Annotated in this window: 25 protein-coding genes and 3 pseudogenes; 14 read left to right on the plus strand and 14 right to left on the minus strand. The window is 71.9% G+C overall.

Annotation, left to right across the window (positions count from 1 at the left end; genetic code table 11):
- Window positions 1-15 precede the first annotated feature (15 nt).
- Window positions 16-1959, plus strand: a complete 1944-nt coding sequence (locus BT364_RS30700; protein ID WP_072488504.1) for an ABC transporter permease — start codon at window positions 16-18, stop codon at window positions 1957-1959.
- Entirely contained in the window at window positions 1952-2908 is a 957-nt protein-coding gene (locus BT364_RS30705; protein ID WP_072488505.1) for an ABC transporter substrate-binding protein, read from the plus strand. Before BT364_RS30700 ends, BT364_RS30705 begins: the two co-directional genes overlap by 8 nt.
- An 86-nt stretch (window positions 2909-2994) precedes the next feature.
- Here BT364_RS30705 and BT364_RS30710 read toward each other — a convergent pair whose 3' ends face one another.
- Entirely contained in the window at window positions 2995-3321 is a 327-nt protein-coding gene (locus BT364_RS30710; protein ID WP_371268666.1) for a DUF4073 domain-containing protein, read from the minus strand.
- Window positions 3322-3339: 18 nt separating this feature from the next.
- Window positions 3340-4905, minus strand: coding sequence for a serine protease (locus tag BT364_RS30715; RefSeq protein WP_072488532.1), 1566 nt, complete (start codon window positions 4903-4905; stop codon window positions 3340-3342).
- A gap of 143 nt (window positions 4906-5048) precedes the next feature.
- Here BT364_RS30715 and BT364_RS30720 point away from each other — a divergent pair, with 143 nt between their 5' ends.
- Both BT364_RS30720 and BT364_RS30725 read left to right on the plus strand, forming a co-directional pair.
- Window positions 5049-5720, plus strand: coding sequence for an RNA polymerase sigma factor (locus BT364_RS30720; protein WP_072488506.1), 672 nt, complete (start codon window positions 5049-5051; stop codon window positions 5718-5720).
- The gene (locus BT364_RS30725; protein WP_072488507.1) at window positions 5717-6796 is read left to right on the plus strand and encodes a CU044_5270 family protein; all 1080 of its coding nucleotides are present in this window, start codon (window positions 5717-5719) and stop codon (window positions 6794-6796) included. The genes BT364_RS30720 and BT364_RS30725 overlap by 4 nt, the downstream gene beginning before the upstream one ends.
- A gap of 256 nt (window positions 6797-7052) precedes the next feature.
- On the opposite strand, the gene BT364_RS41835 is transcribed toward BT364_RS30725, so the two are convergent.
- Window positions 7053-7208 carry a hypothetical protein gene (locus tag BT364_RS41835; protein WP_177328295.1) on the minus strand — a complete coding sequence of 52 codons (156 nt, stop codon included), beginning with the start codon at window positions 7206-7208 and terminating at the stop codon, window positions 7053-7055.
- Window positions 7209-7256: 48 nt separating this feature from the next.
- Window positions 7257-7379: a hypothetical protein gene (locus BT364_RS43455; protein WP_256260291.1), complete on the minus strand. Its 123-nt coding sequence runs from the start codon at window positions 7377-7379 to the stop codon at window positions 7257-7259.
- Between BT364_RS43455 and BT364_RS40460 the strand changes: the two are divergent.
- Window positions 7357-7545 (plus strand): annotated as a pseudogene (locus BT364_RS40460) (amidohydrolase family protein); the annotation flags it as partial. The gene BT364_RS43455 and the pseudogene BT364_RS40460 overlap by 23 nt on opposite strands.
- Here BT364_RS40460 and BT364_RS30735 read toward each other — a convergent pair.
- Both BT364_RS30735 and BT364_RS30740 read right to left on the minus strand, forming a co-directional pair.
- A complete protein-coding gene (locus BT364_RS30735) occupies window positions 7536-9179 on the minus strand; it encodes an amidohydrolase (protein ID WP_072488533.1) in 1644 nt (547 codons plus the stop codon). The pseudogene BT364_RS40460 and the gene BT364_RS30735 overlap by 10 nt on opposite strands.
- 93 nt (window positions 9180-9272) lie before the next feature.
- On the minus strand, window positions 9273-10826 hold the full coding sequence (locus tag BT364_RS30740; RefSeq protein ID WP_072488508.1) for an APC family permease: 1554 nt from the start codon (window positions 10824-10826) through the stop codon (window positions 9273-9275).
- A gap of 195 nt (window positions 10827-11021) precedes the next feature.
- On the opposite strand from BT364_RS30740, the gene BT364_RS30745 reads away from it, so the two are divergent.
- Window positions 11022-11738, plus strand: a complete 717-nt coding sequence (locus BT364_RS30745; protein WP_072488509.1) for a TetR/AcrR family transcriptional regulator — start codon at window positions 11022-11024, stop codon at window positions 11736-11738.
- 247 nt (window positions 11739-11985) lie between these two features.
- Here the strand turns inward: BT364_RS30745 and BT364_RS30750 are convergent, their stop codons facing one another.
- The 3 genes from BT364_RS30750 to BT364_RS30760 form a co-directional block, all read right to left on the minus strand.
- On the minus strand, window positions 11986-13587 hold the full coding sequence (locus BT364_RS30750; protein ID WP_072488510.1) for a TolB-like translocation protein: 1602 nt from the start codon (window positions 13585-13587) through the stop codon (window positions 11986-11988).
- Window positions 13588-13784: 197 nt separating this feature from the next.
- Complete coding sequence (locus tag BT364_RS42355) at window positions 13785-15290, minus strand: serine/threonine-protein kinase (RefSeq protein ID WP_256260287.1); 1506 nt, start codon at window positions 15288-15290, stop codon at window positions 13785-13787.
- On the minus strand, window positions 15275-17335 hold the full coding sequence (locus BT364_RS30760; RefSeq protein ID WP_177328296.1) for a WD40 repeat domain-containing serine/threonine protein kinase: 2061 nt from the start codon (window positions 17333-17335) through the stop codon (window positions 15275-15277). Before BT364_RS30760 ends, BT364_RS42355 begins: the two co-directional genes overlap by 16 nt.
- Before the next feature lie 126 nt (window positions 17336-17461).
- Between BT364_RS30760 and BT364_RS30765 the strand changes: the two are divergent.
- Window positions 17462-17662, plus strand: a pseudogene (locus BT364_RS30765) (2OG-Fe(II) oxygenase); the annotation flags it as partial.
- Window positions 17663-17669: 7 nt separating this feature from the next.
- On the opposite strand, the gene BT364_RS41135 reads toward BT364_RS30765, so the two are convergent.
- Both BT364_RS41135 and BT364_RS30770 read right to left on the minus strand, forming a co-directional pair.
- On the minus strand, window positions 17670-17849 hold the full coding sequence (locus BT364_RS41135; RefSeq protein WP_143166571.1) for a hypothetical protein: 180 nt from the start codon (window positions 17847-17849) through the stop codon (window positions 17670-17672).
- A complete protein-coding gene (locus BT364_RS30770; protein ID WP_072488534.1) occupies window positions 17849-18562 on the minus strand; it encodes a CTP synthase C-terminal region-related (seleno)protein in 714 nt (237 codons plus the stop codon). Before BT364_RS30770 ends, BT364_RS41135 begins: the two co-directional genes overlap by 1 nt.
- A 76-nt stretch (window positions 18563-18638) precedes the next feature.
- Between BT364_RS30770 and BT364_RS30775 the strand changes: the two genes are divergently transcribed.
- A complete protein-coding gene (locus tag BT364_RS30775) occupies window positions 18639-19520 on the plus strand; it encodes a LysR family transcriptional regulator (protein WP_072488535.1) in 882 nt (293 codons plus the stop codon).
- Between the two features lie 53 nt (window positions 19521-19573).
- On the opposite strand, the gene BT364_RS30780 is transcribed toward BT364_RS30775, so the two are convergent.
- Both BT364_RS30780 and BT364_RS30785 read right to left on the minus strand, forming a co-directional pair.
- Complete coding sequence (locus BT364_RS30780; RefSeq protein ID WP_072488513.1) at window positions 19574-20626, minus strand: polyprenyl synthetase family protein; 1053 nt, start codon at window positions 20624-20626, stop codon at window positions 19574-19576.
- Window positions 20627-20631: 5 nt separating this feature from the next.
- Window positions 20632-21687: a tetratricopeptide repeat protein gene (locus BT364_RS30785; RefSeq protein WP_072488514.1), complete on the minus strand. Its 1056-nt coding sequence runs from the start codon at window positions 21685-21687 to the stop codon at window positions 20632-20634.
- 262 nt (window positions 21688-21949) lie between these two features.
- Here BT364_RS30785 and BT364_RS41140 point away from each other — a divergent pair, with 262 nt between their 5' ends.
- From BT364_RS41140 to BT364_RS30805, 4 genes and pseudogenes are all read left to right on the plus strand, one after another.
- Window positions 21950-22129: a hypothetical protein gene (locus BT364_RS41140; RefSeq protein WP_143166572.1), complete on the plus strand. Its 180-nt coding sequence runs from the start codon at window positions 21950-21952 to the stop codon at window positions 22127-22129.
- Window positions 22130-22311: 182 nt separating this feature from the next.
- A complete protein-coding gene (locus tag BT364_RS30795) occupies window positions 22312-22770 on the plus strand; it encodes a hypothetical protein (protein ID WP_072488516.1) in 459 nt (152 codons plus the stop codon).
- A gap of 69 nt (window positions 22771-22839) precedes the next feature.
- Entirely contained in the window at window positions 22840-23031 is a 192-nt protein-coding gene (locus tag BT364_RS30800) for a DUF6381 family protein (RefSeq protein WP_072488517.1), read from the plus strand.
- A 106-nt stretch (window positions 23032-23137) separates the two neighbouring features.
- Window positions 23138-23332, plus strand: a pseudogene (locus tag BT364_RS30805) (LLM class flavin-dependent oxidoreductase); the annotation flags it as partial.
- 190 nt (window positions 23333-23522) lie between these two features.
- Here the strand turns inward: BT364_RS30805 and BT364_RS30810 are convergent.
- Complete coding sequence (locus BT364_RS30810) at window positions 23523-24470, minus strand: aminoglycoside phosphotransferase family protein (protein WP_072488518.1); 948 nt, start codon at window positions 24468-24470, stop codon at window positions 23523-23525.
- A gap of 164 nt (window positions 24471-24634) precedes the next feature.
- On the opposite strand from BT364_RS30810, the gene BT364_RS30815 reads away from it, so the two are divergent.
- Together BT364_RS30815 and BT364_RS30820 are read left to right on the plus strand one after the other, a co-directional pair.
- Window positions 24635-25144 carry a mycothiol transferase gene (locus tag BT364_RS30815; RefSeq protein ID WP_072488519.1) on the plus strand — a complete coding sequence of 170 codons (510 nt, stop codon included), beginning with the start codon at window positions 24635-24637 and terminating at the stop codon, window positions 25142-25144.
- A gap of 152 nt (window positions 25145-25296) precedes the next feature.
- Window positions 25297-25677 carry an NUDIX hydrolase gene (locus BT364_RS30820; protein WP_371268667.1) on the plus strand — a complete coding sequence of 127 codons (381 nt, stop codon included), beginning with the start codon at window positions 25297-25299 and terminating at the stop codon, window positions 25675-25677.
- Window positions 25678-25758: the final 81 nt, after the last annotated feature.

The following is a 25758-nucleotide window of genomic DNA, read 5'->3' on the forward strand; positions in this document are numbered from 1 at the left end:
GGGGAGGCGGACCCGATGAGCACCACCGCCACTCCTGCCGCCGGAGCCGGCGCGGCGCTGACCGGTGTCGTCGCCCGGCACCGCAGCGCACTCATCGGGGGCGCCGCCCTCGTCGCGCTCCTCCTCGGCGCCGTACTCCTGGGCGGCGGCAGTTGGCCCGCACGCCTCGCCGTCGACCTGTCCGGACCGCTCGGCGACGCCAGTGACTGGATCATCGACAACCGGGACAGCCACCCGCTCTTCCTGTACTTCTTCGGCCACATCAGCAACGCCGTCGTGCTGTCCGTGCGTGCCGTCTATCTGGTGCTCCTCGCCGCCGGCTGGGCCGGGGTCACGGCCGCCGCCGGCCTCGTCGCCTGGCGCCTGGCGGGCCTCCGCCCGGCGCTCACCGCCGTCGCCGCGTTCGCCGTGTGCGGGCTGCTCGGCATGTGGGTCCCCACCATGCAGACCCTCGCGTTGATGGTCGTCGCCGTCGCCGCGTCCGTGCTGCTCGGAGCAGTGCTCGGGCTCGCCGCGGGACTCTTCGACCGTGTGCACCGGGCACTGCGACCGGTGCTCGACACCATGCAGGTGCTGCCCGCGTTCGCGTATCTGCTCCCGGTCGTGCTGGTCTTCGGCATCGGCGTGCCGGCCGCGGTCCTCGCCACCGTCGTCTACGCGGCCCCGCCCATGGCCCGGCTGACCGCGCTCGGCCTGCGCGGCGCGGACGCCGGGGTGATGGAGGCCGCCGCCTCGCTCGGCGCGACCGGCCGGCAGCGGCTGCTGACCGCCCGGCTCCCGCTGGCACGCAAGGAACTGCTGCTCGGCGTCAACCAGTCGATCATGATGGCGCTCTCGATGGCCGTGATCGCGTCCGTGATCGGCGCGGGCGGTCTCGGCGACCGGGTGTACCAGGCCCTCGCCTCCGTCGATGTGGGCGCGGCGCTCGCCGCCGGTGTGCCGGTCGTCCTGCTCGCCGTCGTGCTCGACCGTGTCACCGGCGCGGCGGGGGAGCGGATCGGTGCCGCGCCCGCCCGGGGGACCGGCCTGGGCTGGGCCGTCGCCGCGGCCGGTACGGTCGCCGTCGCGCTCGTCGGCCGTTTCACCGGCCGGCTGTCGTGGCCGGACGACTGGACGGTGGACATCGCGGGTTCGGTCAACCGCGCCGTCGACTGGATGACCGCGCATCTGTACTCAGGGATCCCCGTGATCGGCGGCACCGCCGACTGGGCCGCCCGCTTCACCCATGGGGTCCTCGACCCGGTGCGCGACGGCCTGCAGTGGCTGCCGTGGTGGGCCGTACTGCTCCTGGTGGGGGTCGTCGCCCAGCTCATCGGCACCTGGCGCACCGCGCTGACCGCCGTGCTCGCGATGACCGCGATCGGGGTGCTCGGGGTGTGGGAACCGGCGCTGGACACCCTCTCGCAGGTGCTGGCCGCGGTCGCCGTCACACTCCTCGCCGGTGTCGCCACCGGTGTCGCCGCGGCCCGCAGCCCCCGCCTGGAGCGGCTGTTGCGGCCCGTGCTCGATGTCTTCCAGACGATGCCGCAGTTCGTGTACCTCATCCCGGTGGTCGCGCTGTTCGGCGTCGGCCGGGCACCCGCCACCGCCGCGGCCGTGGTGTACGCACTGCCCGCCGTCGTCCGCATCACCACACAGGGCATGCGCGCCGTGGACCCGGTCGCGATGGAGTCGTCCCGCTCGCTCGGAGCGACGGGCTGGCAGCAGCTGCGCCAGGTCCAACTCCCCCTCGCCCGGCCAGCGTTGCTGCTGGCCGTCAATCAGGGCGTGGTCCTCGTCCTCGCCGTCGTCATCATCGGCGGCCTGGTCGGTGGCGGTGCGCTCGGCTACGAGGTGGTGTTCGGGCTGGCCCAGGGCGACCTGGCGGCCGGTCTCGTCGCGGGCGCGGCCATCGTGTGCCTCGGGCTGATGCTGGACCGGGTCACACAGCCTGCCGGGAAGGAGAGCCGGAATGCGTAGACGCACCATCGCCGCCGCCACCGCTTTCGGGCTGCTGGCCCTGACGGGCTGCGGCGCGGCGGACATGACCAGGCAGTCGTCCCCGTACGCCGACGCGCACGGCACCAGGACCGTGACCCTCTCCGTCCAGTCGTGGGTGGGCGCGCAGGCCAACACGGCCGTCGCCGGATACCTGCTCAAGCACGAGTTGGGATACCGCGTCGACACCGTCCAGATCGACGAGGTCCCGGCCTGGGACGCGCTGAGCCAGGGCCGCGTCGACGCGATCCTGGAGGACTGGGGCCACCCGGAGCAGGAGCAGCGGTACGTCGCGGACAAGAAGACCATCGCGCCGGGCGGCGAACTCGGAGTGACCGGCCACATCGGCTGGTTCGTACCGAAGTACTTCGCCGACGCCAACCCGGACGTGACGGACTGGAAGAACCTCGACAAGTACGCCGGCCGGCTCCGCACCGCGGAGAGCGGCGGCAAGGGCCAGCTCCTGGACGGCTCGCCCTCGTACGTCACCCACGACAAGGCGCTGGTGAGGAATCTGGACCTGGACTACCAGGTGGTGTTCTCCGGCTCCGAGGCGGCGCAGATCACGCAGATCAAGCAGTTCGCCAAGGAGAAGAAGCCGTTCCTCACCTACTGGTACAAGCCGCAGTGGCTGTTCGAGCAGGTCCCGATGACGGAGGTGGAGCTGCCCGCGTACAAGGAGGGCTGCGACGCCGACCCGGAGAAGGTGGCGTGCGCGTACCCGCACACTCCGCTGCGGAAGTTCCTCAATGCCCGGTTCGCGGACGGGGGCGGCAGTGCCGCCGAGTTCCTGAAGAAGTTCCGCTGGACGACACAGGCACAGAACGAGGTGGCGCTGCTGATCGCGGACCGGAAACTGTCGCCCGAGGAAGCGGCGGAACGGTGGGTGAGGAAGAACGAGTCCGTCTGGCGGGCGTGGCTGCCGGACTGAGCACCGGGTTCGGGCACCCGGGCGGATGCCGGGCCGGTCGTCGGCCCGGCATCCGCCCAACGGTGCGTCAGGCCCCGATGCCCGGATCAGGCGCTGGTGTGCAGCGGAACCGTCAGCTGCTTCAGCCAGGTGCCAGTGGTGAAGTCACGGGCCTCGATGACGACGGAGTGGGGACCGACCTCGACCTGGAGCCCCTGGTCGAAGGCACCGCCGAGGGAGACCTCGCCGCCCTTGCCGTCGTCCATCCAGCGCACCTGGGCGGCCGAGGTGTTCACCACGGTGAACCCTTCGAGGTTGCCGGTGCCCGGGACGACCCGGCGCACCACCCGGTCGGACAGGTTGAGGTCCCAGTGGGTGTGGCCGGAGAAACTGTCCGGCCCGGCGATGGTCAGCCCTTGACGGGCCTCAGTCAAGATCCCCGGGTGGTGGAATCACTCCGTGCGGTACGCGTCGACGACGGTCTGGGTGAGGGTGCGCCCGCCGGTGTCGGTCAGTTCCGCGCGCAGCGAGACGCCGGTGCCCGTGCCCGGGTTGTGGATGGTGACGGCGTCGCGCTCGACCGGCACCCGGGTCCACGAGGAGCCGCCGTCCATGGAGACCGAGACGGCCAGCGAGCGGACGTTTCCGTTCGCGGCGGCCCCCTGCACGGCGACCGGGACACGGAGCGCCGTGCCCGCCGGGGCGGTGCCGGTGGGGCTGAGCGCGGGGGAGAACCGAACGGCACTCACCGGGACCGGTGCCGGACCGGCGGTCGTAGCCGAGGCGAAGGTCCACGACGTGGTCACACGGGTGGCGGTGCCGGGCGCACCGGTGCGCTTCACCGTGCTGGTGAGCCGGTACGTCGCCTGCCCCGGCGGCACGGTGAACTCGGCCCGCCCGGGCGCGTCGGCCTGCGTACCCACGAGCACGCCGTTGCGGTGCAGCGTGGTCGAGGCAGAGGCGTACGGCGGAGACGACGGCACATGGCCGCCGCCATCCATGAGCAGCGGTACGTCGAGGGTCAGTTTGTCGCCGTCGCGCACGACGCCGGGGCGGTCGGTGAGGCCGGGGCCGAAGACGGCGTTGTCGAAGACGTGGGTGGTGGTGCTTCCGGCCCGCACGACGACGCCCTCGGCGGAGTAGCGGTTCGCCGCCGTGCCGGGCGCGCGGGGAGCCATGTAGGTGATGTCCCAGGCGCCGCGTTCAGGGGTCACGAGGTAGGTGGCGGTGCCGGGAGTGGCCAGGGCCTGGGAGACCCCGACGGTCAGTCCGGTACTCGGCTGCAGGCCGACGGAGCCGGTCCCCGCGGTGCCCGGCCGGGCCGCGCCGAGGACCTTCACGGTGGCGAGGTCCTTGGCAGAAGGGTGCCGGGTGAGCCCGGTGAGGGCGCGGGTGCCGGTGAAGACGTAGCCGAGCGCGTAGTCGGCGCTCGCGGACGTCCAGTACGCGTCGAACCACTGGCTCACCGAACCGGCCTCGGCGGCGGGGCCCAGGTGGGCGACGCGCAGATTCGCCGTGGAGGAGATCAGGTTGACGAGCCGTTCGGTGCCCTGGTGCCTGACCTCGACGACCATCGCGCTGTGCAGGAAGCGGGCCGAGGAGTCGAGCGGCCGTACGTCGACGGGGGCCGTGGTCCGCGCGTCGACGGTGACGGTGGTGTCGCGGTCCAGGTCCAGGCGCGGCTGCACGATCCAGTCCGTTCCGCCCGCACCGTCGCCGGAGGTCAGCGAACTGTTCAGCAGATAACGGCCCCTGGGCAGGCGCACGGTGACCGTGCCGGAGGCGTCGTACGGCTGGACGGCCTCGTCGGCACCCGCACCGGAGATCCCCGTGACGGTGGTCTCGTACGACCCCGTCGGCCGGCCGGTGCGGTCGAGGTGCTTGATCGTGAGGGCGTACGTCTGCGGCTCCGCGGCGAAAGCGGCGGTGTCCAGTGCGGGGGTCGCGCTGCCGACCACGGCCACGGCGAGAGCCATGGTCCGCAGCACGCTGCGGCGGGGCAGGGAAGAATTGTTCATGACCTGCACTGCGCCGCCGGGGGACGGAGTTCCCGTGAGCCGCGTCACATCGGATGCGAGGTCACGGACCCGGGACAGCCCGTGTGGTGCACGTCACGGGAACCGGCGCAACGGACGTGGCAGAGCAGAGTGTGGAATCACTCATGAGGAATCGCTTCCGCCGCGGGGACCGCGGCGCCTTGGGAGAGCTGTACGACGAGCACTCCCGGGTGCTGTACCGCTATGCCCTTCGCGTGACCGGCGACTGGGCGGAGGCCGAGGACGTCGTCTCGACGACCTTCCTGGAGGCCTGGCGCAGCCGGGAGAAGCTGAACCCCGAGGGGGACAGCCTGCGCCCCTGGCTGCTGGGCATCGCCACCAACATCATGCGCCGCAGCGCACGCTCACGCCGGCTCCGGGACATCGCACTCGCCCGCGTCCCGGAACGCGGCTCCGTGCCGGACTTCGTCGACGACCTCGTCACACACCTCGCGGATTCCGAGCAACTGCGTGCGGCCCACACCGCACTCGCCCGGCTGCGCCGCCACGACCGGGAGGTCTTCACCCTCGTGGTGTGGGAAGGCCTGGAGTACGCGGCCGCCGCCGAGGCACTCGGCGTACCGGTCGGCACCGTCCGGTCACGCCTCTCCCGCGCCCGCACCCGACTGCGCGAACTCGCCGACGCCGAGGCCCGATCCACACGCGCGCGTTCCCGGCGGTCCGCAGCCGGCCGCCCGGCCGCGGCGGCGGGCAGCGCACCCGGTGCCACCCCCGACAAGCCCGTACCGGGCCGCATCCCCGCGGCCCGCTCGCCCCGCCAGGAGAACCACGGATGAACGCCACCCCGCGACACCCCACGGACCACGCCTCCGAGGAGAACGAGCGCCTCGCCCTCACCGGTCTGCTGCCCCCGCCGCCGGTCCCCGGCCTGACCCCCGACCGTGAACTGCTGCTGAAGCAGGCACTGCTGGCCGAGGCCGCCCGCACCGAACCGTCCGCCAGGCCCGCTCGCCGGGCCGCGCGCCCGCGCCGACGGCTGCTCCGGGTCCTGGCACCGGCCGTCGTCTGCACCCTGGCGGTCGGCGGCGTCGTGGTGGTGAACCTCCCGGACACACCCCGGCGGGGCCCCGCCGGGGTCGTGGGCGGCGGCGCCCCCCGTACGACCGAAGCGACACGCCTCCTCGACCGCATCGCACTCGCCGCCGCCACCGAGCAGCGGACGGCGGTCCGCACCGACCAGTTCGTGTACATCGAGAGCAAGGTCGCCTACGCCGCGCAGAGCGCCGGGGGAGGCCCCGTGACGATGCCTCCCGTGCACACACGGCAGGTGTGGCTCTCCGCCGACGGCAGCCGCCCCGGCCTGCTGCGCGAGGCGGACGAGCCCGGCACCCGGCTCGGCGCCGACGGACCGGTCGGCACCCTCGACGGCCCGGGGGCGACGCCCCGCCCCGGCACCCTGCACGCCTCCGGCCCGTCGGTCGGCAACCCCACCCACACCTACGTCGCATCGCTGCCCACCGACCCCGACGCCCTGCTGAAACTGATCCGGGACGAGACCCGGGGCCAGGGCCAGGACCCGGACCAGCGGGCGTTCACCGCGATCGGTGACCTGCTGGCCGAGACCTGGGCGCCGCCGAAGGTCGGCGCCGCGCTCTACCGGGCCGCCGCGAAGATCCCCGGGGTCACGGTGATCCGCGCGGCCGACGACGCCACGGGACGCGAAGGCGTCGCCGTCGCCCGCACGGCACAGGGGCAGCAGACGCAGTGGGTCTTCGACCGGACCACGTACGCGTTCCTCGGTGAACGCACGGTCCTCGCCGAAGCCGGTGACGCAGGCCCGGCCGGAACCGTCGTCGGCACCTCCGCGGTCCTCACCAGGGCCGCCGTCGACCGCGCGGGCGAGGCACCCTAACCGCCGGAGGCCATGACACGGTCGAGCGCCGCCCGGCCCGCGCGTCCCCAGGTCGGCCGGCCGCCGGGGAGGCCCTGTTCCCAGGCCTGTCCCCGCGCCCGCGCCCGAGGACACGGTGCGGCAGCTCGTCGAGCTCGCCATGGCCGGACAGGTGCCGCGCCTGCCCGCCGAGGGCCAGGGTCAGGGCCCCGAGGTCCGGCCGACTGACCGGTCCGGTCGGTCGGCCGGAAGGGATGGCGTACGGAATCCGGCCCTGTCAGGACTCCTCGTCCTCCGCGCGGCGCTCGCCCTCCGCCTGGGACGGCTGGGTGCGCATGGTGGCGGGGTGTCGCTCGTCGGCGGGATCCCGGTCCTCGTCCAGCCTCTCGCCCTCGGCCTGGGATGGAGTCGGGTACTCGATGTTCTCCCTCATGGCAGCCTCCGCGATCGGAACGCGTGCCTTACACAACGAGCGTATCGCTTACGTCCGGTCGGTGGCCCGGGAGACGGCCGCAGCGAGGCGGCGGCGCATCGGAACCGCGTAGACGGTGGCGGCGACCGCCATGCCGACCGGGAGCCCGGCGACCACGGTGATCGACCTCAAGGGCGCCGTGGTGACGCCCGGGCTCGTCGACGGCCACATCCACCCCGTCATGGGCGCCGAACTCACCCACGGCCTGGACCCGTCCGGGTGCACCACCCTCGACGAGGTACGCCAGGCCCTCGCCCCTCACCACCTCGCCCCTCACCACCTCTCGCCTCACTCCTGGGCCGGGGCGCCGAAGACACGCTGCCCGCCGACGTACGTGGCCTCGACGCGCAGCGAAGCGAGTTCGGCCGGGTCCACGGAGTAGGGGTCGCGGTCGAGAACGATCAGGTCCGCGAGATGGCCGGCCCGCAGAACGCCGGTGTCGTCGAGCCGGTTGACGTACGCGGAGCCCGCTGTGTACGCGCGCAGGGCGGTCGTCAGGTCGAGTCGCTGAGCGGGGAGGAACGGCGGCCGGTCCCCGCCGGGAACGATCCGGTTGACCGCCACATGGATGCCTTCCAGGGGGTCGGCGGAGCTGACGGGCCAGTCGCTGCCGGCGGCCAGCGGGGCACCGGTGCGGTGCAGGTCGCCGAAGGGGTACTGCCAGGCCGCGAGTTCGTCGCCGAGGAACGGGATGGTGAGCTCGTCCATCTGCGGTTCGTGGGCCGCCCACAGCGGCTGGAGGTTGGCGACCGCGCCGAGCCGCGCGAAGCGCGGCACGTCGTTCGGGTGCACGACCTGGAGGTGGGCCAGGTGGTGGCGGTTGCCGCGCGGCCCGTTGGCCTCCAGCGCGGCCTCGACCGCGTCGAGCGCCTCGCGGACGGCCCGGTCGCCCAGCGCGTGGAAGTGGACCTGGAAGTCCAGGGAGTCGAGCTCGGTGACGTACCCGCGCAGCGCCCCGGGGTCGACGAAACTGAGGCCCGAATTGGCCGTGGCGCAACCGCAGGAGTCCTTGTACGGGGCGGTCATGGCGGCGGTGTGGTTCTCGGCGATGCCGTCCTGCATGATCTTGACGGTGTCGGCACGGAACCGGCCCTCGCGCAGGGTCTCGCGGAGCTCGACGAGGCGGGGGATCTGTTCGGCGCCGGCGTCCCGGTCCCACCACAGGGAGCCGTTGACCCGGGCGGTCAGCAGCCCGCGCCCGGCCGCCGTGAAATAGGCGGCCGAGACATCGGGGTGCCCGCCGTACTCGCCGAGCAGGGCGTCCTGCCAGGCGGTGATGCCGTACGAGTGCAGCAGCCGCTGGGCACGCAGCAGACCGTCGACCAGGTCGTCCACGGTGGGCCGGGGCGCGGCGCGTCCGACGAGTTCCACCGCGCCCTCCTGGAGCATGCCCGACGGGGTGCCGTCGGCTTCGCGTTCGACGCGTCCGTCCGAGGGGTCGGCGGTCGAGGCGGTCACACCGGCCAGCTCCAGCGCCCGGGTGTTGGCCCAGGCGCCGTGGTGGTCCCGGTTGGCCAGCAGTACGGGCCGGTCGGGCACGATCTCGTCGAGCATCTGCCGGGTCGGCAGGCCACCGGGGAAGCTCTCCATCGACCAGCCGCCACCGGTGATCCAGGGCCGATCGGGGTGGGCGGCCGCGTACTCTGCGATCCTGCGGCGGTACTCGGCCGGGTCCGTCGTTCCCGTCAGATCGCAGGTGCCCAGCTCCAGGCCGCCGAACACGGCGTGGACATGGGCGTCCTGGAAGCCCGGCAGCAGCGCCCGCCCCGCCAGGTCGACGACCTGGGTGTCCGGGCCGATCAGCTCGCGCACCTCCTCACCGCCGACCGCGCTGATCCGCTCCCCGGTCACCGCCAGAGCCGTGGCGCCGGTGCGCGAGGGATCCATGGTGATCACGGAGCCTGAGGTGAAGACGAGATCTGCGTGGCTCATCGGGTGGTACTCCTTGCGGTGTTGGTTCATGGTCGGGCAACGGCGGAGGCGGGCGGACCCGTTCCGCACGGTGGGGTGTGGTGCGCCGGTGCGTCACATGGCCGGCGCGGAGCCTCCGGCTGGCACGGGTGCCTCCGGCGTCCGGGGTGCGGACGCCGGATCGCGGTAGAAGTAGGGGGCGCGCCGCCGGTACTTGGCCCACAGGGCGGCCGGGACTCCGGTGACGAGGATGACCATCGGCACCAGCGTCAGGAAGCGGCCGTTGTCGGCGGCGAACGCGAAGTGGTCGCAGGACGTCCACAGACTGAAGACCATGTAGCAGCCGAGCCCGAGCAGCGCGAGCCCGCACACGACCGGCACCAGCACCGTGACGACGAGCATGCGCGGGTTCCGCCGTGCGTCCGGGGCGAAGGTGATCGCGCAGGCCAGCGCGGCGAAGGCGTAGTAGAGGGAGATCAGGATGCCGACGGAGGTGACGGATCCGACGATGATGTCCTGCAGACTGCCCAGACCGGCCGACAGCAGGGCCAGAACCGCGGACACGGCGGCGATCCGCAGGGTCGACACGTGCGGGGTACGGCGGCGGTTGTGCAGCGCCGCCCAGCCGGCACCGAGCACTCCGTCCCGGCTCATCGCGAGCGTCTGGCGTGCGGAGCCGATCAGCACCGACTGTACACACGCGATGATGGAGCAGAGCAGGACGAGGGTGGTCACCGCCCGGCCGACACCCCCGGCCGCCATCTCCCCGATGTAGGGCAGGCCGCGCTCCCCGTTGGCCACGAGCTCCTCGGGAGTCAGGGCGCGCTGGAAGGCCACGGCCGCGAACAGGAACAGTCCGGCGACCGCCGCGAGCGACCACATCCCGGCCCGCGCCGAGGTGCGGGCGTCGGCGTTCTCCTCCGTCACCGAGAACGCGGTCTCCCAGCCCCAGTACATGAACACCGCCAGCAGGATCCCCATCGCCATCACCGAGGGCGAGGAGAAGACAGTGGGGGAGAACCAGTCGAGGTCGAAGGAGGCCGCGTGCCCGGCGACGACGGCCCACAGAAAGAGGGCGAGGAGCACCACGAACTCAAGGCTGATGAGGACCAGTTGGAATCGGGCGGCGACCTCGACGCCGAGGATCGCCAGCGCGGTGAGACCGGCGGCGAGGGCCAGTCCCGCCGCCATCGAGGCGAACACCGGAGCGTCGGCCAGGTTCACACCGGCCACCCGGTGCAGTCCCATCGAGTCGACCGCCAGCAGTGTGTACTGCCCCATCAGCGGGATGGCGTAGGACAGGAACAGCACCTGGGTGACGACGGTGACCCAGCCGATCATGTATCCCGGCATCGGCCCGACCGCTCTGCCCACCCACACGTACGCCGTGCCGCAGTTGGCCTCGCGCTGGTTCAGTTTGGTGTAGGCGAGCGCGATGCCGAGGATCGGCAGCAGACCCAGCAGGAAGGCCGCCGGGATTCCCACGCCCACCGAGGCGCCGATCATGCCCAGACCGACGCCGATGCTGAAGGTCGGGCTGATGTTGGACAGGGAGAGCACGACCCCGTCCAGCACCCCGAGCACCTTGGGCAGTGCCACGGGGTGTCCCGACGGGGCGGCCGCGGTCGCGGTGCCGGGCGCGGGCGATGGGGGCGGGTGACCGGGCATGGGTGTCTCCTTGCCTCTGACAGGGCGGTGCGATGTGCCGGGTGCGGTACGGGTGGCGGCAGCGTGGCAGGGAAACGACAGCAAAGTCAACGGTGATGACAACGCGGTTGACTCATGGGTTCCGAGGGTATGGCGTACCGGGGTGCGACGGGCGGCAGAATGGGGCTGGGCCGACCGGAACGAGGGGAGTGCGCAGTGGAGTCACGTACGGGGAAACGGGCCGCGGCGGCCGGGGGGAAGCGCGCCGAATCCGGCCGTCCGAGGCCGTCGCTCAGCCCTCGGCTGATCGTGGAGGCGTGCCTCGAACTGATGGACACCGTTGGAGCTGACGCCCTGACGTTCCGCCGGATCGGCGCCCAGCTGGGCGCCGACCCCACTGCCCTCTACCGGCACTTCCGCAACAAGGACGATCTGCTGCTCGCGGTGGCGGACCATCTGCTGGAGGAGGGGCTCGAAGGTCTCGAACCCTCCGACGACTGGCGGCAGACGCTGCGCGGCCTGTTCATCCGCATCCACAAGGTCTATCTCTCGCATCCGCGGGCCGCCGTGCTCGCCACGGTGCGCATCACGCGGCGCCCGGCCGAGATGAGGGTCATCGAGATGACCCTCACCGCGCTGTCCGACGCGGGATTCTCACCCGAGGAGGCGGTGCGCCACTACCGTGCGCTGGTGGACTCCGTCCTGGCCTGGTCGTGCATGGACGCCACGTACTGCACGCTCGACGCGCACACCCGCCGCGGCGACGAGTCCGCCTGGTCCGGCGAGTACGCGGTCGTACCTGCCGCCACCCACCCCCATATCGCGGCGGCGGCGCCCTACTTGGCCTCGGTGGAGGACGGTGCCAACTTCCATTTCGCGCTGGACCTGATGCTGGACGCCATCGCCGCCCGCGCCCCCTCGAACCCGGCCTGAGCAGCTGGTGACCCGAGTCAGGGATTCGTCGGCAGTGGTGGGCGACTTTGCCGATGATCTCGTCTGCGGCCTCCGTCCGGGCGCAGGGCCGTGGCTGCTCGTTCCAGTCGGCCGGCCAGGTCCGGATGCCGCGTCCGAAGGCTTGGACGCCGCGCTTGAGCGCCGGTCCTGCGGCACCGATGGTTACTCACGCTTGTCCTGGACACGTTCGCACCCCTGACCAGCAACATGACCGGCCGGACACGTCCTAGTCGGGTCGCCGCACGCCGATCCGGTCGATGGCACACGACCCGGGGACGCCGGTGCTGTCGAGGTGCTGTCCGAGGTGGGTCAGGCGGAGTGTGTTGGTTCCCGCCCGCAGGGGTACCTGGGTGAACTCCGGCTCGGCGTAGGTCATGACCGGGCTGTAGAGGTCGATCGGATCACCGATCGTGGTGCCGTTCACCGACAGCCGGTAGATGCCCCGGGAATAGTGCCGTTTCACCCGCAGGCGCAGGGTCCGCAGACCGGGTCCCGGCTGCCGGAATTCGACGGTCAGTGCGTTGCCGGTGGCGGCCGGCGTGAACAACAGCCCATGACCGGCGCCGCATTGGGCGTCGGCGAAGACCTCGGCGCGGCCGCCCGACACGGTGAGGGCGAGCTCCTCCGCCTCCGCCGTCCAGTCCAGCGGACGTGGCGTCCAACTGCCGCGCGAGTCGCAGAGCACCACGCGGGTGCGGTCGGTGGCGGCCTCCGTGTCGGTGTAGGCGACCATGCGGCCATCGGGCGAGAAGGCCGGATGGGGATGGCCGGGATGAGCGGAGCCCCAGCCCGCCAGGCCGAGTGTGCGCGGTGGGTGCACGCCGGTCAGGTCGACAAGCGCCACCGAACCCACCTGCCCGAGTGCCGAACCGTTGCGACCGTTGGTGTCGGTCACGGCCCAGCGGCCGTCGGCGGAGATGTCGCAGTGGTTGTACGCACCGTTCGCGCCCGACGGCCCCGGCGCCAGCAGCCGGTCCGGCCGGTCGTCCGGGTGGACCATCCACAACCCCGACGAGCTGCCGCCGATGCCCACGACGAGACACCCGGTATCGGCGCGGGACTTCCACACGCCGTGAGTGCCGACCGGGACGCCGGCAGCGGCCTGGTCCCAGATCATCTTGCCGTGCGGCGCGTGGACCGGATGCAGGGCCCAGGAGTGGATGCTGCCGCCGAGCGCGTAGCCGATCCATTCCGGATCGTGGGCGCTGTACTGGAAGTGCGTGGCGAACACCTCCCCCGAGAAGACCTCTCTGACCCGGCCGTCGCCGAGCTCGATCTCCACCGCTGCGGTCGGGCCTGCGGTGATCGGTGCCGGGTAGTGGCTGCACAGCACCCGGTCGCCCGCCGGATGCAGATTGACGACGACGCTGAGCGCGCGGCCCGGCGGCGGTGAGTAGAGCTTCACGGGCGCCGGATCGGCCAGGTCGAGATCGATCAGCCAGACCGCGTTCTCCGCGCAGGTGACGAGGCGTCCGGAGTGGATGTTCCACCAGACGAACGGATTCCGGTCGCCCGCCGAGGTGGCGAACCGCGCCAGGAACCGCTCCTCACCGGAGCGCACATTCACCTCCCACAGACTCGTGGCCCCGGTCTCGCGCTGACCGAGCACGATGCGGTCGGCGTCGACGAAGCCGTTGTGGGTGGGGTACGTGAAGTAGCGCCGCTGATCGAACGAACTGAGGCGGCGCAACTCGAACGGCTCCTGGGTCGCAGCGGGGGCGGGAGCGGCAGATGCTTCGCTCGGCGCTCCCGTCCCGGCGGTGAATCCTGCGGCCAGCACGGCCAGTCCGGCCATGCGGCCGAACCCTCTGCGGGTGATCTCACTCATGGCGTCCTCACTCATGCGTGCTCACGGTGGGTGGCGCTCAGCTTCGAACCCGCCGATGAAGAAAGTCAAGGTACTAATACGAATTAGTAGGTGCAGGCGGCACAGGCGGCGGCCGCCCCGGGGATACGGGGGACCGGCCCGCCGACGGATCGGCCGAGTCGGGGCGGCCAAGTGTGCCAACTGGCCGAGGTGGACGCTTACTCGGGAACCTTCGGATAGACCGCCTGGGCGAACCTCGCCACGAAGACGCAGTCCCCGCCGAGGATGTTGTCCCCTTCGGTGCCGAAGACGACGGCGTAGCCGAAGGACGTCGGCCACGACACCTCGCAGCCGGTCTCCGCCGCGTTGGAGTAGGCCTGCGCGTCCGGGATGCCGGAGAGGTCCACCGAGTCGCGGCGGCGGTCCTTGCTGATCACCTCGATACGGCTCGGTGCGTACACCAGCGTGTAGTAGCCGTCCATGTCGGTGTCGGGGTCGCCGAACTGGGCTGTCTGCCACTTGCAGGACCTCATGGTCTCCGAGCCGCTGCTGTACCCGCCCGGCGTGCCCGTGTCCACGAGCACGCTCTCCTGGATGATGTCGCGGTCGATGATGTCGCAGGGGTCGGTACTTCCGGCGGACGGTCCTTTGCTGCCTGTGGCCCGGGGGCTGCCGTGGCCGGCGGCGTTGTCGTCCGACCGGTCCGGGCCGCCGAGCCAGGCCACCGCACCCCAGACGGCGGCCGCGGCCAGCACCAGGCCGCCGGAGGCGAGCAGGGCGATCCGTCCGCGCCGCCGGGACGGGCCGCCGGTCCCGGGATCCGAGGGGATCTCGTCGGGCGGCAGCACCTTCGTCTCCTCGCGGCGTTCGCGCACCATCGCGCTCACACCCGCCGGGAGCCACTCCGTGTCGTCCGTCGACGTGGCAAGGTGCTCCAGGGCCTTGGCGACGGTCGGGCGGAGCTCCGGCTCCGTGGCCAGACAGGCCGTCAGGAACGGGACCAGTTCGGGCGGCACGCCTGTCAGGTCAGGGGCCTCGTGCACGGTCCGGTAATGGATCGCGGCCGCGCTGCCCTGCCCGTACGGACTGTGCCCCGTGGCCGCGTAGACCAGGACGCAGCCGAGGGCGAACACATCGGAGGCGGGCCCGGTCTCACGGCCGAGGCACTGCTCGGGCGACATGAAGCCCGGCGTGCCGATCACCGATGCCGTCAGGTGCGCCGAGTCGAGGGCACGGGCGATGCCGAAGTCGATGACACGTGGCCCGTCGTCCGCCAGGATCACGTTGGCCGGCTTCAGATCACGGTGGACGAGGCCGCAGTCGTGGATCGCGGCGAGGCCCTCGGCCAGGCCCGAGCCGAGCACCCGCAGCGCCGAGTACGGGAGTGGGCCGTGTGTCCGTACCGCCTGCTGGAGGGACGGCCCGGGAATGTAGGCGGTGACCAGCCACGGCCGGTCGTCGTCCACGCCCGCGTCCACGACCTGGGCGGTGTAGAAGCCGCCGACCTTCCGGGCCGCCTCGGCCTCCAGGGCGAACCGCCGCCGGAATTCCGTGTCTTCGGCCAGTTCCGGGTTCACCAGCTTCACCGCGACCATCCGGCCGCCCTGCGACCGGCCGAGGAACACCTGCCCCATGCCGCCGCGTCCGAGCTTGCCCACGAGGCGGTAGGGGCCGACACGGCGCGGGTCCCCGGTCGCCATCGGGTCGGTCACCCGACGGCCCACAACTGCACGGTGGAGAGCATCTTGGCATTGGTGTAGGCCGTGGCGAGGGTACGGCCGTCGGGGTGGAAGACCACGTCGCCGACGCCGCTGCGGCCCGCCGGGACGGAGACGATCTCCTTGGCGGACGCCAGGTCCCACAGACCGATGTGCCCCTGCACCGCGCCGGCCCCGCCGGCCCCGGCCACGACGGAGCCGTCCGGGCTGATCGCCAGGCTCTGGATCTGGTCGTTTGCGGTGCCGATCCTGGCGGTCAGCTTCCGTGCGGCGACGTCCCACAGAGCGAGACCGCCGAAGGTCGCGGCCAGCGTCCTGCCGTCCGGGCCGAACGCGACGGTGGTCACCCCGAAGGCATCCGTGCCGTCCAGCGGCAGCGTCGCGATCGGCGACCAGGACGAGGTGTCGAGCAGGACGACTCCGCCCTTGAGACCGCCCCCGTAGCCCGCGGCCAGGATCTTGCCGTCCGGGCTGAACGCGACGCTCCGCACCGCGAAGTACCGGTTGCCCTTCCCCGCTCCGACGACCAGGTCCTCGATTCTCTTCCCGGAGCGTACGTCCCACAGCGGAACCTCGCCGAAGCTGTCGGGCGGCCCGCTCCGGGCTCCGGCCAGTGTCTTGCCGTCCGGGCTGAACGCCAGTGACTGCATCGGGTACAGGCTGCTGCCCAGGGCGGGCGCGGTGAGCACCGCGACCTCCTCGCGCGAGGCGATGTCCCAGACCGTGACCCCGCCGGCGCCCGTCTGGAAGTCGTTGTCCCGGGCCGGTGCTTTCAGATACCCGAGGGCGAGCAGGCCGTCGCCGCCGAAAGCGACGCAGTGGGCCAGCAACCCCTCGGCCTTCGGCGTCAGCGTGGCGATCTTCGACCGGGAAGCCGAGTCCCACAGCGTCACGCTGCTCTTGAGGCCGGTGGCCAGCTGTTTGCCGTCCTGGCTGTAGGCGAGGTGGATGGAGGCGTCGGTCTTGCCGATGTCGATGGTCTCGGTCGGCGTGAGTTTCGGGCCGGCGGCCGGCTTCCCCTTGGCCGATTCCCCGTCCTTCGCCCCGCTCCCCGGCGCCCCCTTCCCGTCACCGGAGCCCGAACCGGAGTCGGAGCCGAGCCAGATCCCCACGGGGACCGCCGCGGCCGCGGCCGCCGCCACTCCACCCGCCAGGAACGCCCGCCGCCGCATGGTGCCCGCCGCCGGGACGGTCCGCTGCTCGTCCACCATGGTCGCGACCGGCGGCGGCAGCCACCCGGGGCCCTGCGTGCCGGCCGGGGCAAGCTGCTCAAGCAGGCGGTCCAGGCCCGGCCGGTGCTCGGGACTCTTTGCCAGACACGCCGCGAGCAGCCCGGCCAGCGGTTCCGGGACACCGGTGAGGTCCGGCTCGGCATTGACGATGCGATGGAGCACCTCGGCCCCCACCGCGCCCGCGAAGGGACCGCGTCCCGTCGCGGCGAAGACGAGCACCCCGGCGAGGGAGAAGATGTCGGACTCGGGCCCGGCATGCTGCCCGCGCGCCGCCTCGGGCGACAGGAACGCACCGTGCTCGGCGCTGACCGTCATCGACGGATGCGCGGCGTCCAGGGCCCGCGCCAGGGCGAAGTCGGTGATCCGCGGACCGTCGTCGGCCAGGATCACGTTGCTCGGCTTCAGGCCGCCGTGCACGAGCCGCGCGGCGTGGATCGCGGCAAGTCCCTCGGCCAGACCGGAGCCGAGCACCCGCACAGCCTGGTACGGCAACGGGCCGTGCGCGCGTACCGCCTCATCCAGGGAAGGGCCCGGGATGTAGGCGGACGCCAGCCACGGCGGGTCGGCGTCCGGGTCCGCGTCCACCACCTGGGCGGTGTAGAAACCCCCGACCCTGCGGGCCTCCTGCGCGGCCTGCGCGAACCGGCGCCGGAACTCCTCGTCCCCCGCGAGTCCGGCGTCGACGACCTTCACGGCGACGAGCCGGCCGCCGCGGGACCGCCCCAGGAACACCCGGCCCATCCCGCCGCGTCCCAGCGCGGCCACGAGCCGGTACGGGCCGGCCCGACGGGAGTCCCCCGCCCCTAACTGCTCCCTCATGCCCACATCCATTCCGTCGTTCTTGCGGTCGACGCAGCAGAATAGGCTCCTGATCCTCTTTCAGGAAGTGGCGATCACACGTGTGCGGATACGTGAACGGGCATGCGAATCCGACCGGCTGCCGCCATGGCCGAACAGCGCCCCCGCGCACAGTCACGTGGATCGGCCACCGCTCTGCTCCAGAGCCACGGGCTGGTCTTCACCACCCGTGACCGGCCGGTCGCCGCCCGGCGCGGCTGGTCGAAGGCGCCCATGCGGCACGGCGTCAGCACCGTCCGCTCCGGCCGGCGCCGCACCCTCGGCCTCGTCTTCCACGACGCCCGGTGAACAGCGCTCACGGGCAACGCCCGACGAGCGGCGCATCGGTGCGGGCGGCGGTCAGCGCGGCGTCCGGAGCCGGCGCGAGCGGGCTCGTGGCGTAGGCGTCGCGGACCGTGCAGGCCCGCAGATAGGCGGCGACCACGGCCGTCGCACGCGTTCTCCAGCTCCGTGAGGTGCCTTCCGTACTCCACATCAGAGCGAGCCCTCCGCATGCCGGACAGCGGCCTCGGCCAGTCCTCTGATCAGGGGGTGGGGCCGGGTGCCGTCGCCGTGCAGTTCGGGCTGGAAGAGGGTGGCGAGGAAGAAGGGGTGTGCTGGCAGTTCGGCGATCCGGACCTCGCCCGCGTCGTCGATGCCGATGAAGCGCAGCCCGTGCGAGCGCAGCAGGTCGAGATGGTGCGGATTGGGGCCGTAATTGCAGTAGTAGCGCTCCATCGTGCGCTCGGCGCCCAGGAGTTGGGCGGCCCGCGAGCCGCCGGTGAGCTCGATCGTACCCTCGTGGCCGACCAGCGAGCAGGCGAGCGGGACGACCACCGCGTCCTCGGCGGCCGTCAGCGGCGCGTTCTCGGCGTGACCGGCGCCCGCCAGGCCGCACACATTGCGGGCGTACTCGAGCAGGGCGTGCTGGAAGCCCCCGCAGGTGCCCAGAAAGGGAATGCCTTCCTCGCGGGCGGTACGGATCGCCGCGAGCGCCCCCGCCTCGCTGCGGTACGGGCTCCCGGGCAGCATCCAGACCGCGTCGAACCCCTCGACGCCCTCCGCGGCTTCCTGCGTGGGGATCCAGTAGGCGTCGAGGTCCAGGCCGTCGCGGTTGCGCAGGGAGTCCAGCAGAACGGGGACGCGGGTGTGGGAGCGGACGGCCGGATCCCGGTCGCCGACCAGAGCGATACGTGCGGTGTGGGTCATGAGCCCCATCGAAACGCAGCTTCCGCATCACGTCCAACGATGATCAGTGCATCCAGCATTAGCGATACTGATGCACATGGATCCGCATCTGCTGCGTACCTTCGTCGCCGTCGTCGAACACCGCTCCTTCTCCGCCGCCGCCCGGGCACTGGGATACACCCAGTCCGCCGTGTCCCAGCACATCGCCGCCCTGGAGAACGATCTCGGCACCCGGCTGGTGGAGCGCCGCCCCGTAGGGCCGACAGCGGCGGGCGAACGGCTCATGGAACACGCCGCACCGCTGCTGCTCCGCATCGACGCGGCCCGCGCCGATGTCGCCCGGGTCGGGCGGGCGCACCCCACCCGGCTGACCCTGGCCTGCGGCCCCGTGGCCCTCACGCCCTCCGTCGCCGGGGACCTGGCCCGTCTGCGCGCCGACACGCCGGGCCTCGCGGTGGACGTCCAGGTACTCGGACGGGCAGCGGTGGCGCAGGCGGTGCTCACCGGCGCCGCGGACCTGGGCCTGATCGACGGCGCGGCAGCCCCCAGCGACCCGCTGCCGGTGCCCGATGCAGGGCCCATGACCGGCCTGGCCGTGGCCGAGCAGCCCCTCGCCGTCCTCCTTCCCGCGGGCCACCCGCTGGCACATCGGGGCTCCCTGCGCCTCTTCGACCTCGCCGACGCCCACTGGATCGACGCCCCCGACACCGCTGTTTCCCTCGGCCAGTTGCGCGCCGCCGCCAACACCGACGGGTTCCGCCCGCACCTCACGTACGGCGGAACCGATGTGTACGGCCTCGGGGTGCTCGTCGCCGCAGGTCACGGTCTGGCCGCCCTGCCCCTCTCCCTCGCCGCCGCACTGCCGGGCACGGTCGGCATCCGGCTCTCCGCGCCTCGTCTGGTCCATCGCGTCGAGGTGCTCCATCCCCGGGCCCCGGCGGCCGTCGCGCAGGAGCTCGTCGGCAGGCTCACCGGCTGACGACGAGCAGGCGACGGAACCGGCGGCCGGGCCCGGGGCAGCCAGGCGGCGGGTCAGCGGGTGCGGTCGATGAGAAACGGGAGCAGCGCGAGGATTTCGCCGAGCGCGGCCGGGGCGAGGGGAACGCTCTCCAGGCTGCGCCGAGCGCTGTCCAGCTGCCGGTGGGCCTCGGCCAGGGTGGCGGAGCGTCCGCCGGCCTCCTCGACGAGCTCGGCCGCCCGCCGGGCGTCGGCGTCGTCGAGCGGATTCCCGGTGCCGAGCAGCGTGGCGAGCCGCCGTGCGGCGGGACCGTCCGTGGCCAGGGCCGAGAGGACGGGGTATGTCTTCTTCAGCCGGCGCAGATCGCTGTGCACGGGCTTGCCCGTGGCCTCGGGGTCGCCCCAGATCCCCAGGAGATCGTCCACCGCCTGGAACGCCACCCCGAGGTGCCGGCCCGCACGGGCGAGCGCGTCGACGGTGGGGGCCTGGGCGCCTGAGAGCACCGCGCCCAGGCCCGCCGCACAGCCGAGCAGCGCACCGGTCTTGTGTTCGGCCATCCACCGGTACTCGTGCGGCTGCACCGCTTCGGGCCCGTTCCACGGCCGGGACTCGAAGAGCAGGTCGTCGGCCTGACCGCGGACCAGGTCGGTCAGTGTTCCGGCGAGATGCCGGACCGCCGTCGCGCTGTACCTCCCGGGCGAGTCGGCCAGGGTCTGCACGGCCAGTGCGAAGAGCGCATCGCCCGCGAGGATCGCCGGGCCGGTGCCGTACGCCTTCCACACGGTGGCGCGCTGCCTGCGGGTCTCGTCGCCGTCCATGATGTCGTCATGGAGGAGGGAGAAGACATGGATCAGCTCCACGGCGACCGCTCCCACCACCGCGTCCTGCGCCGGTGCCCCGGCGGCCTCGGCGCTGAGCAGGGTGAGGGCCTGGCGGATCCCCTTGCCCTGTGACCCCGGGGCGGGGCTGCCGTCCGCCGCGTCCCACCCGAGGGAGAAGGCGGCCATCTCCGCGTGCCACGGATGCAGGCGCCCTACGGCCTGTGCGAGCGCCGGGCGCACGAGGTCGCGGCAGCGGGCGAGCACTTCCGGCGCCGCGGCCTGCTGGGTTGCGGGCGGTGGTGTCATCGTCGTCAGCTCTCCCCGCCCGTGTCGCCGTCGACCGGCGCCACACCGAGTTCGGCGTACGCCTTGTCCACCATGTCCCGGGCGTTGAGCAGGCCGATCCGGTTGAGGGTGTGGCGCAACTCGTGCAGATCGGCCGCGGTTTCGTCCCGGTCGCGGCCCAGCCGGGCGAGCGACTTGACGAGGCCGAGCCGGGCCAGCGCCTCACCCCGGGGTTCGGTCATGGCGCGGAACTCCGCGAGCGCTTCCTCGTACATCTCGCGCGCCTCCTCGTACCGGTGGGCGCGGAAGAGGACATTGGCACGCATCTTGTGGTTGTAGGCGAGCGCACTGGACAAGTTCATCTCGCGGCAGGTGAGTTCGGCCTCCGCGAGCAGGGCGAGGGCGCGCTCCGGATCGCCGTCCCGCAGGGAGATGATGTCGGCCATGCCGCGCAGCGCCCATGCCCGGCCGCGCCGGTCGTCCGCGTTGCCGGCCAGCTCGGCCGCCTCCTCGAACATGGCCAGGGCGGTGTCGAGCGAGCCGGTGTTGCGGTGGATCTGCGCGATTCCCTCCAGCGCCCACACGGTGTGCCGTGCCTCGCCGCGTGCGCGTGCTTCGGCGAGCAGTTGTTCGTGGAGCGTGGCGACGGTCTCGTAGTCGCCCTGTATTCGGCCGGTCTCGGCAAGGCCGGCGAGGGAGTAGCCGCGGGCGACGATGTCCCCGCCGCGCTTGCCCATGTCGGCCGCGAGCCCCAACAGCCTGAAGGCAAGCCTGAGTTCACCACGCTGCCTGGCCAGCGTCCCGCCGCTCCACAGTGCCCAGGCCATCGCCCCGAGGTCACCGGCCGAGCGGGCGGACCGGTAGCTGGCCTTCCAGGCCCGATCGGCCTCCGCCACGTTGCCGAGCCGGCGGTGCGCCTCGGCGACGGCGAGCCCGCACCGGGCCACCTCCTGTGGCGAACCGGAGAGCTCGGCCTCCCTCAAGTGACGTACCCCTTCTGCCAGTACGTCTGTGAGAGAGGAGTTCACCGACATCTTGGTGAGGGCGCCTTGGTACTCGGGCGCCAGTGCCTTGCTGTGCATGGGGGCCTTTCGTGCGCGGCCGGATCGGATCGACCGGTACAGGAACGACTATGCACTCAATGTATACATGCAATGCATAGTTACCTGGTGGACGGACCCGGGTTGCTCGTGAGGGGACGGACGTGGCTTGTCGCTCGCGGTGAACCGCTTCGCTGTGGATCAAGACGACGGTCGCGCGTCCGAGGTTGCTCCGTGATCAACGGAAGTCGATCAGGGTTTCATCGAGCCCTACCTCTCGGCGGGCTGCGGCCGGCGGATCACGGTGACGTACGGCAAGCCGGTCGGCGCCGAGGCGGGCGTGGCCCATACGGGGGGCCTTCCCGCGGTCACCGACCCGTCGTCCGGAAGCTGCCTGAGCACCACCTCGCGGACCACGAGCAGGGGACAGCAGGTCACGGTGGTGGGCAACGCGGCCGCGGCGGAAGCGCCCACTGCGGACTGAATCATTGAATCCGGAACCACGGCTCGTCCGAAGCCCTGGATCAGGCCCGGGCGCCTGATCCGGGGCACGTCCGGCGGACGGGGCGACGCCGGGCCCGCAGTCGGGGCCCCACTTCTTGTGAAGCGCCACCGGCACCTACTGGCTAAGCTCGACGAGGGGCCCAGTACGGGACGGAGGCTCCCATGACGACTCTCGAACCGCGTGATGTGCCCCCTCGCCTCGCCATCGGGGCGTTCATCCTGAACTCCGGTCTGGGCATACTGAAGGCCGACGCGGAGACGGCCGAGGGCCTGCACGGCATGGCCTGTGTCGCCTACCCCTTCCTCAAGAAGATCGAACCCGAGCGATTCACCCGGCTGCTCGCCTGGTCGGAGATCGCGGTCGGCGGAACGCTGCTCGCCCCTTTTGTGCCGACCCGGCTGGCCGGGCTGGCGCTGACCGGGTTCTCCGGAGGCCTGATCGGTCTGTATCTGCGGGTTCCCGGAATGCGGGAGCCCGGAAGCCTCCGGCCCACCGAGGCCGGTACCCCGCTGGCCAAGGACTTCTGGATGATGGGCATCGGTCTCGGCTTCCTGAGCGCCAGGACCCGCTGGTCACGCGCCGAGGTGTCCAGGTGTCCATGGCACCGGTCCCGATGCTGACCCACCGGCCGGGGGCCGGACAGGCGGGGCCCGGACCCGTGAGGGGTCCCGCACATACAAGGAGTGACCATGAGTGATTCGGACGAACTCAGCAGTCGCGTGCAGCAGATGCGGGCCAAGGCGAAAGGCCTGAAGGACGAAGCCGAGCGCGCCACCGACCCCGAGGAACGTCGGCGCCTGACGGAGAAGGCCCGCCGGATCGAATCGGAGAGTGAGCAGGTCAGCGGCATGGCGAGTGGGGACATCTACCCCTTGAAGTGAGCCCGCGAGGGCCCGCTTCCGTTCCCCCGGCTCCCGTACCGGCAGGACACGGTACGGGAGCCGGGGGAATCCTGACGCGCCCCGGGCGGAACAAGGATGTGAGCTCAGTCCCTGGGCCGCGGAACCCTATGTCGTCGTGGCCGCTACGATCGCGCTCGCCGGGAGCGCCGAGGAGGCCCGGCGAATCCTGGTCCCGGAAGCGTGGTCCATGGCCCATTCCCGGACCCACGGCGTCTTCCCGCCGCTCGCCCCCGCCGAGCGGATCGAGGCACGGACCATGACGGAGAAGGAACGCCGCTTCTGAACTTGATTGGGCGATGTCGGGTCGGTCGCTCCGCTCTCGGAGCGACCGACCGCATCCAGCCGGATCCGCTCCCTCGCAGCACTCTTGGCATCGGTCGAGCCGCCGCCCTGCGCGTATCTCACACCCCACAGCCACCGACCCCACTCAGACGCTGTGAGGCGAACGACCCGACATCACCCAATCAGGTTCAGTAGCGGTGATGTCCCTGCCCTTGCCGGTTCAACAGGACCGTAGCGATGGTGACTTGAGCAGGGTCCAGGGCGGTCTTCCCGTCCTCGATGTCCCAGAGCGCGTTCTGCAGAACACGGCCCAGGGTCCAGCCGGTCGCCCGCTGCCGGTCCAGGTCCAGCACCTCCGTCAGCTGGTCGAAGCGGCGGAGCACCGCGCCTGTCACATCGTCGGTCGCCACCACCTCGGCCCAGCGGTTGTGCATTGCCGGCAGCAGCTCGAACCCGGGGTCACCGGCCAGGGGTTCGGGATCGATGGCCAGCCACGGTTCCCGTTGTCCGGCGAGAATGTTGTCGTAGTGCAGGTCCCAGTGCAGCAGGCGGTCGCCCGGTTCGCCGATGAGTTCGCTCACCGCGGACGCGCAGGTGCGCACCAGTTGCCGTTCGGCCGGGTCGTGGAGCATCGGCACGGCGCGCGGTGCCTCGTCGAGCATGGCCGCGGCGATGTCGGCCAGCTGCCGAAAGCCCGCTGGAGCGGGCACCGCGACCAGGCGGGCCAGCAGCTCGGCGAGGATCTGCACGGCGGCCGTGTCTTCGGCCACCGCCGACAGCGGCCGCGCCTCGTCCAGCCGTTCGAGCAGCATGGTGCCGGTGCCCGGGTCGTGGTCGAGCAGGTGCACCACGCCGTCGCCGTTCCATACCCGCAGGCCCGGCGCGGCATTGATGTTGTCCTCGGTGACCTGCTGGAGCTTCAGCACCGCGGGCGTACCGTCCGCGCGGGTCACCGGCAGCACGAGCGAGGCCATGCCGTGTGCCGCGGCGCCGTCCAGCCGCAGGCTCCAACGGTCCAGGAAGTCCGCGGCCAGTCCGGGCAGCGCGGCGATCCAGGCACGGGCCGACGCACCACCGTTCTCGCCGTAGGACGCGGCGAACGCGTCGGGGACGTCGATGGGGCGGGAGCCGTTCATGGGTCTCTCCTTCGTCGGTTCCGGAATGGTGCGGGTACGAGGGAGGCCATGGCGGCGCCCGGCTTCCGGGCAGGTGTCAGAGCATGCGGCCACCCTACGCGGATGGCGGCGCACGGTGCGTGTCGATGGCGGGGGAGAGAGCCCGCAGCGGTGATGGTGAGGGCATGAACAGTGCTGACCTTTTGACCGACGCGTTCACCCGCGTCCGGGAGACGGTGCACTCGGCGGTCGAGGGCCTTTCACGTGCCGACCTCCATGCTCGTCTTGACGACGGTGCGAACTCGATCGGCTGGCTCGTATGGCATCTCACCCGGATCCAGGACGACCACGTCTCCGACGCGGCCGGTGTCGAGCAGGTCTGGTTCTCCGAGGACTGGGCCTCCCGCTTCGATCTGCCCTTCGCGAAGGAAGCCACCGGGTACGGACACAGCAGCGCCGATGTCGCGTCGGTGCAGGTGCGCTCGGCGGAGCTGCTGCTCGGGTACCACGACGCGGTACACGACCGGACCGTCGAGTTCGTGCGGGGGCTCGACGACGGGGCCCTGGACCGCATCGTCGACGAGGCATGGTCGCCACCGGTCAGTCTCGGGGTGCGTCTGATCAGCGTCATCTCGGACGATCTGCAGCACGCGGGGCAGGCCGCCTTCGTCCGGGGAGCGCTGGAGCGTCGGTAGTCGGCAGAGCCGACAGGCGCCCCTTCCGGGCTCCGCCGCGTGATCGATAGGCTGATCCGTACGGCTCGGCCGGGGCCGTGGACCTCGATGGCCGGAGGGCACGCATGGGAAGTGACGTACGTTCACGCATATCGGCGTATGCGATCGCTGTCGTGGAGCATCAGTTGCTGCTCACCCGGCTCTCGGACAGCTCACCGGTCTTCATGCCCGGGCTGTGGCACCTGCCCGGCGGAGGCATCGATCCCGGTGAGCAGCCGCGTCAGACGCTGGCACGTGAACTGTACGAGGAGACCGGCCTCGAACTCCTGGAGGCCCGGCTGGTGGACGCCCGCTCGTACAGCGCGCACCGGCTCGGAGTGAACTGGCACCTCGTGGGGCTCTTCTACCTGGTCGACCTCAAACCGGGACCGCTCGCGGTCACCAAGTCCGACGACTCCACCTCCGCCGTCAGCTGGATGCCCTTGCCGGGACCGGAGGAGTCACTGCTGTCCCCGGCGGCGATCGACGGTCTCGCGATGATCGGCGCGCAATAGTGGGTGCGGCAGCGGGCCGGTCGCCCACCGCCGCACCGCGCACCACCGCCGGAAACCCGGATGCAGGCCGGACCGGCCCGG

The organism is Streptomyces atratus (assembly GCF_900119365.1).
Taxonomy (GTDB): domain Bacteria; phylum Actinomycetota; class Actinomycetes; order Streptomycetales; family Streptomycetaceae; genus Streptomyces; species Streptomyces atratus_B.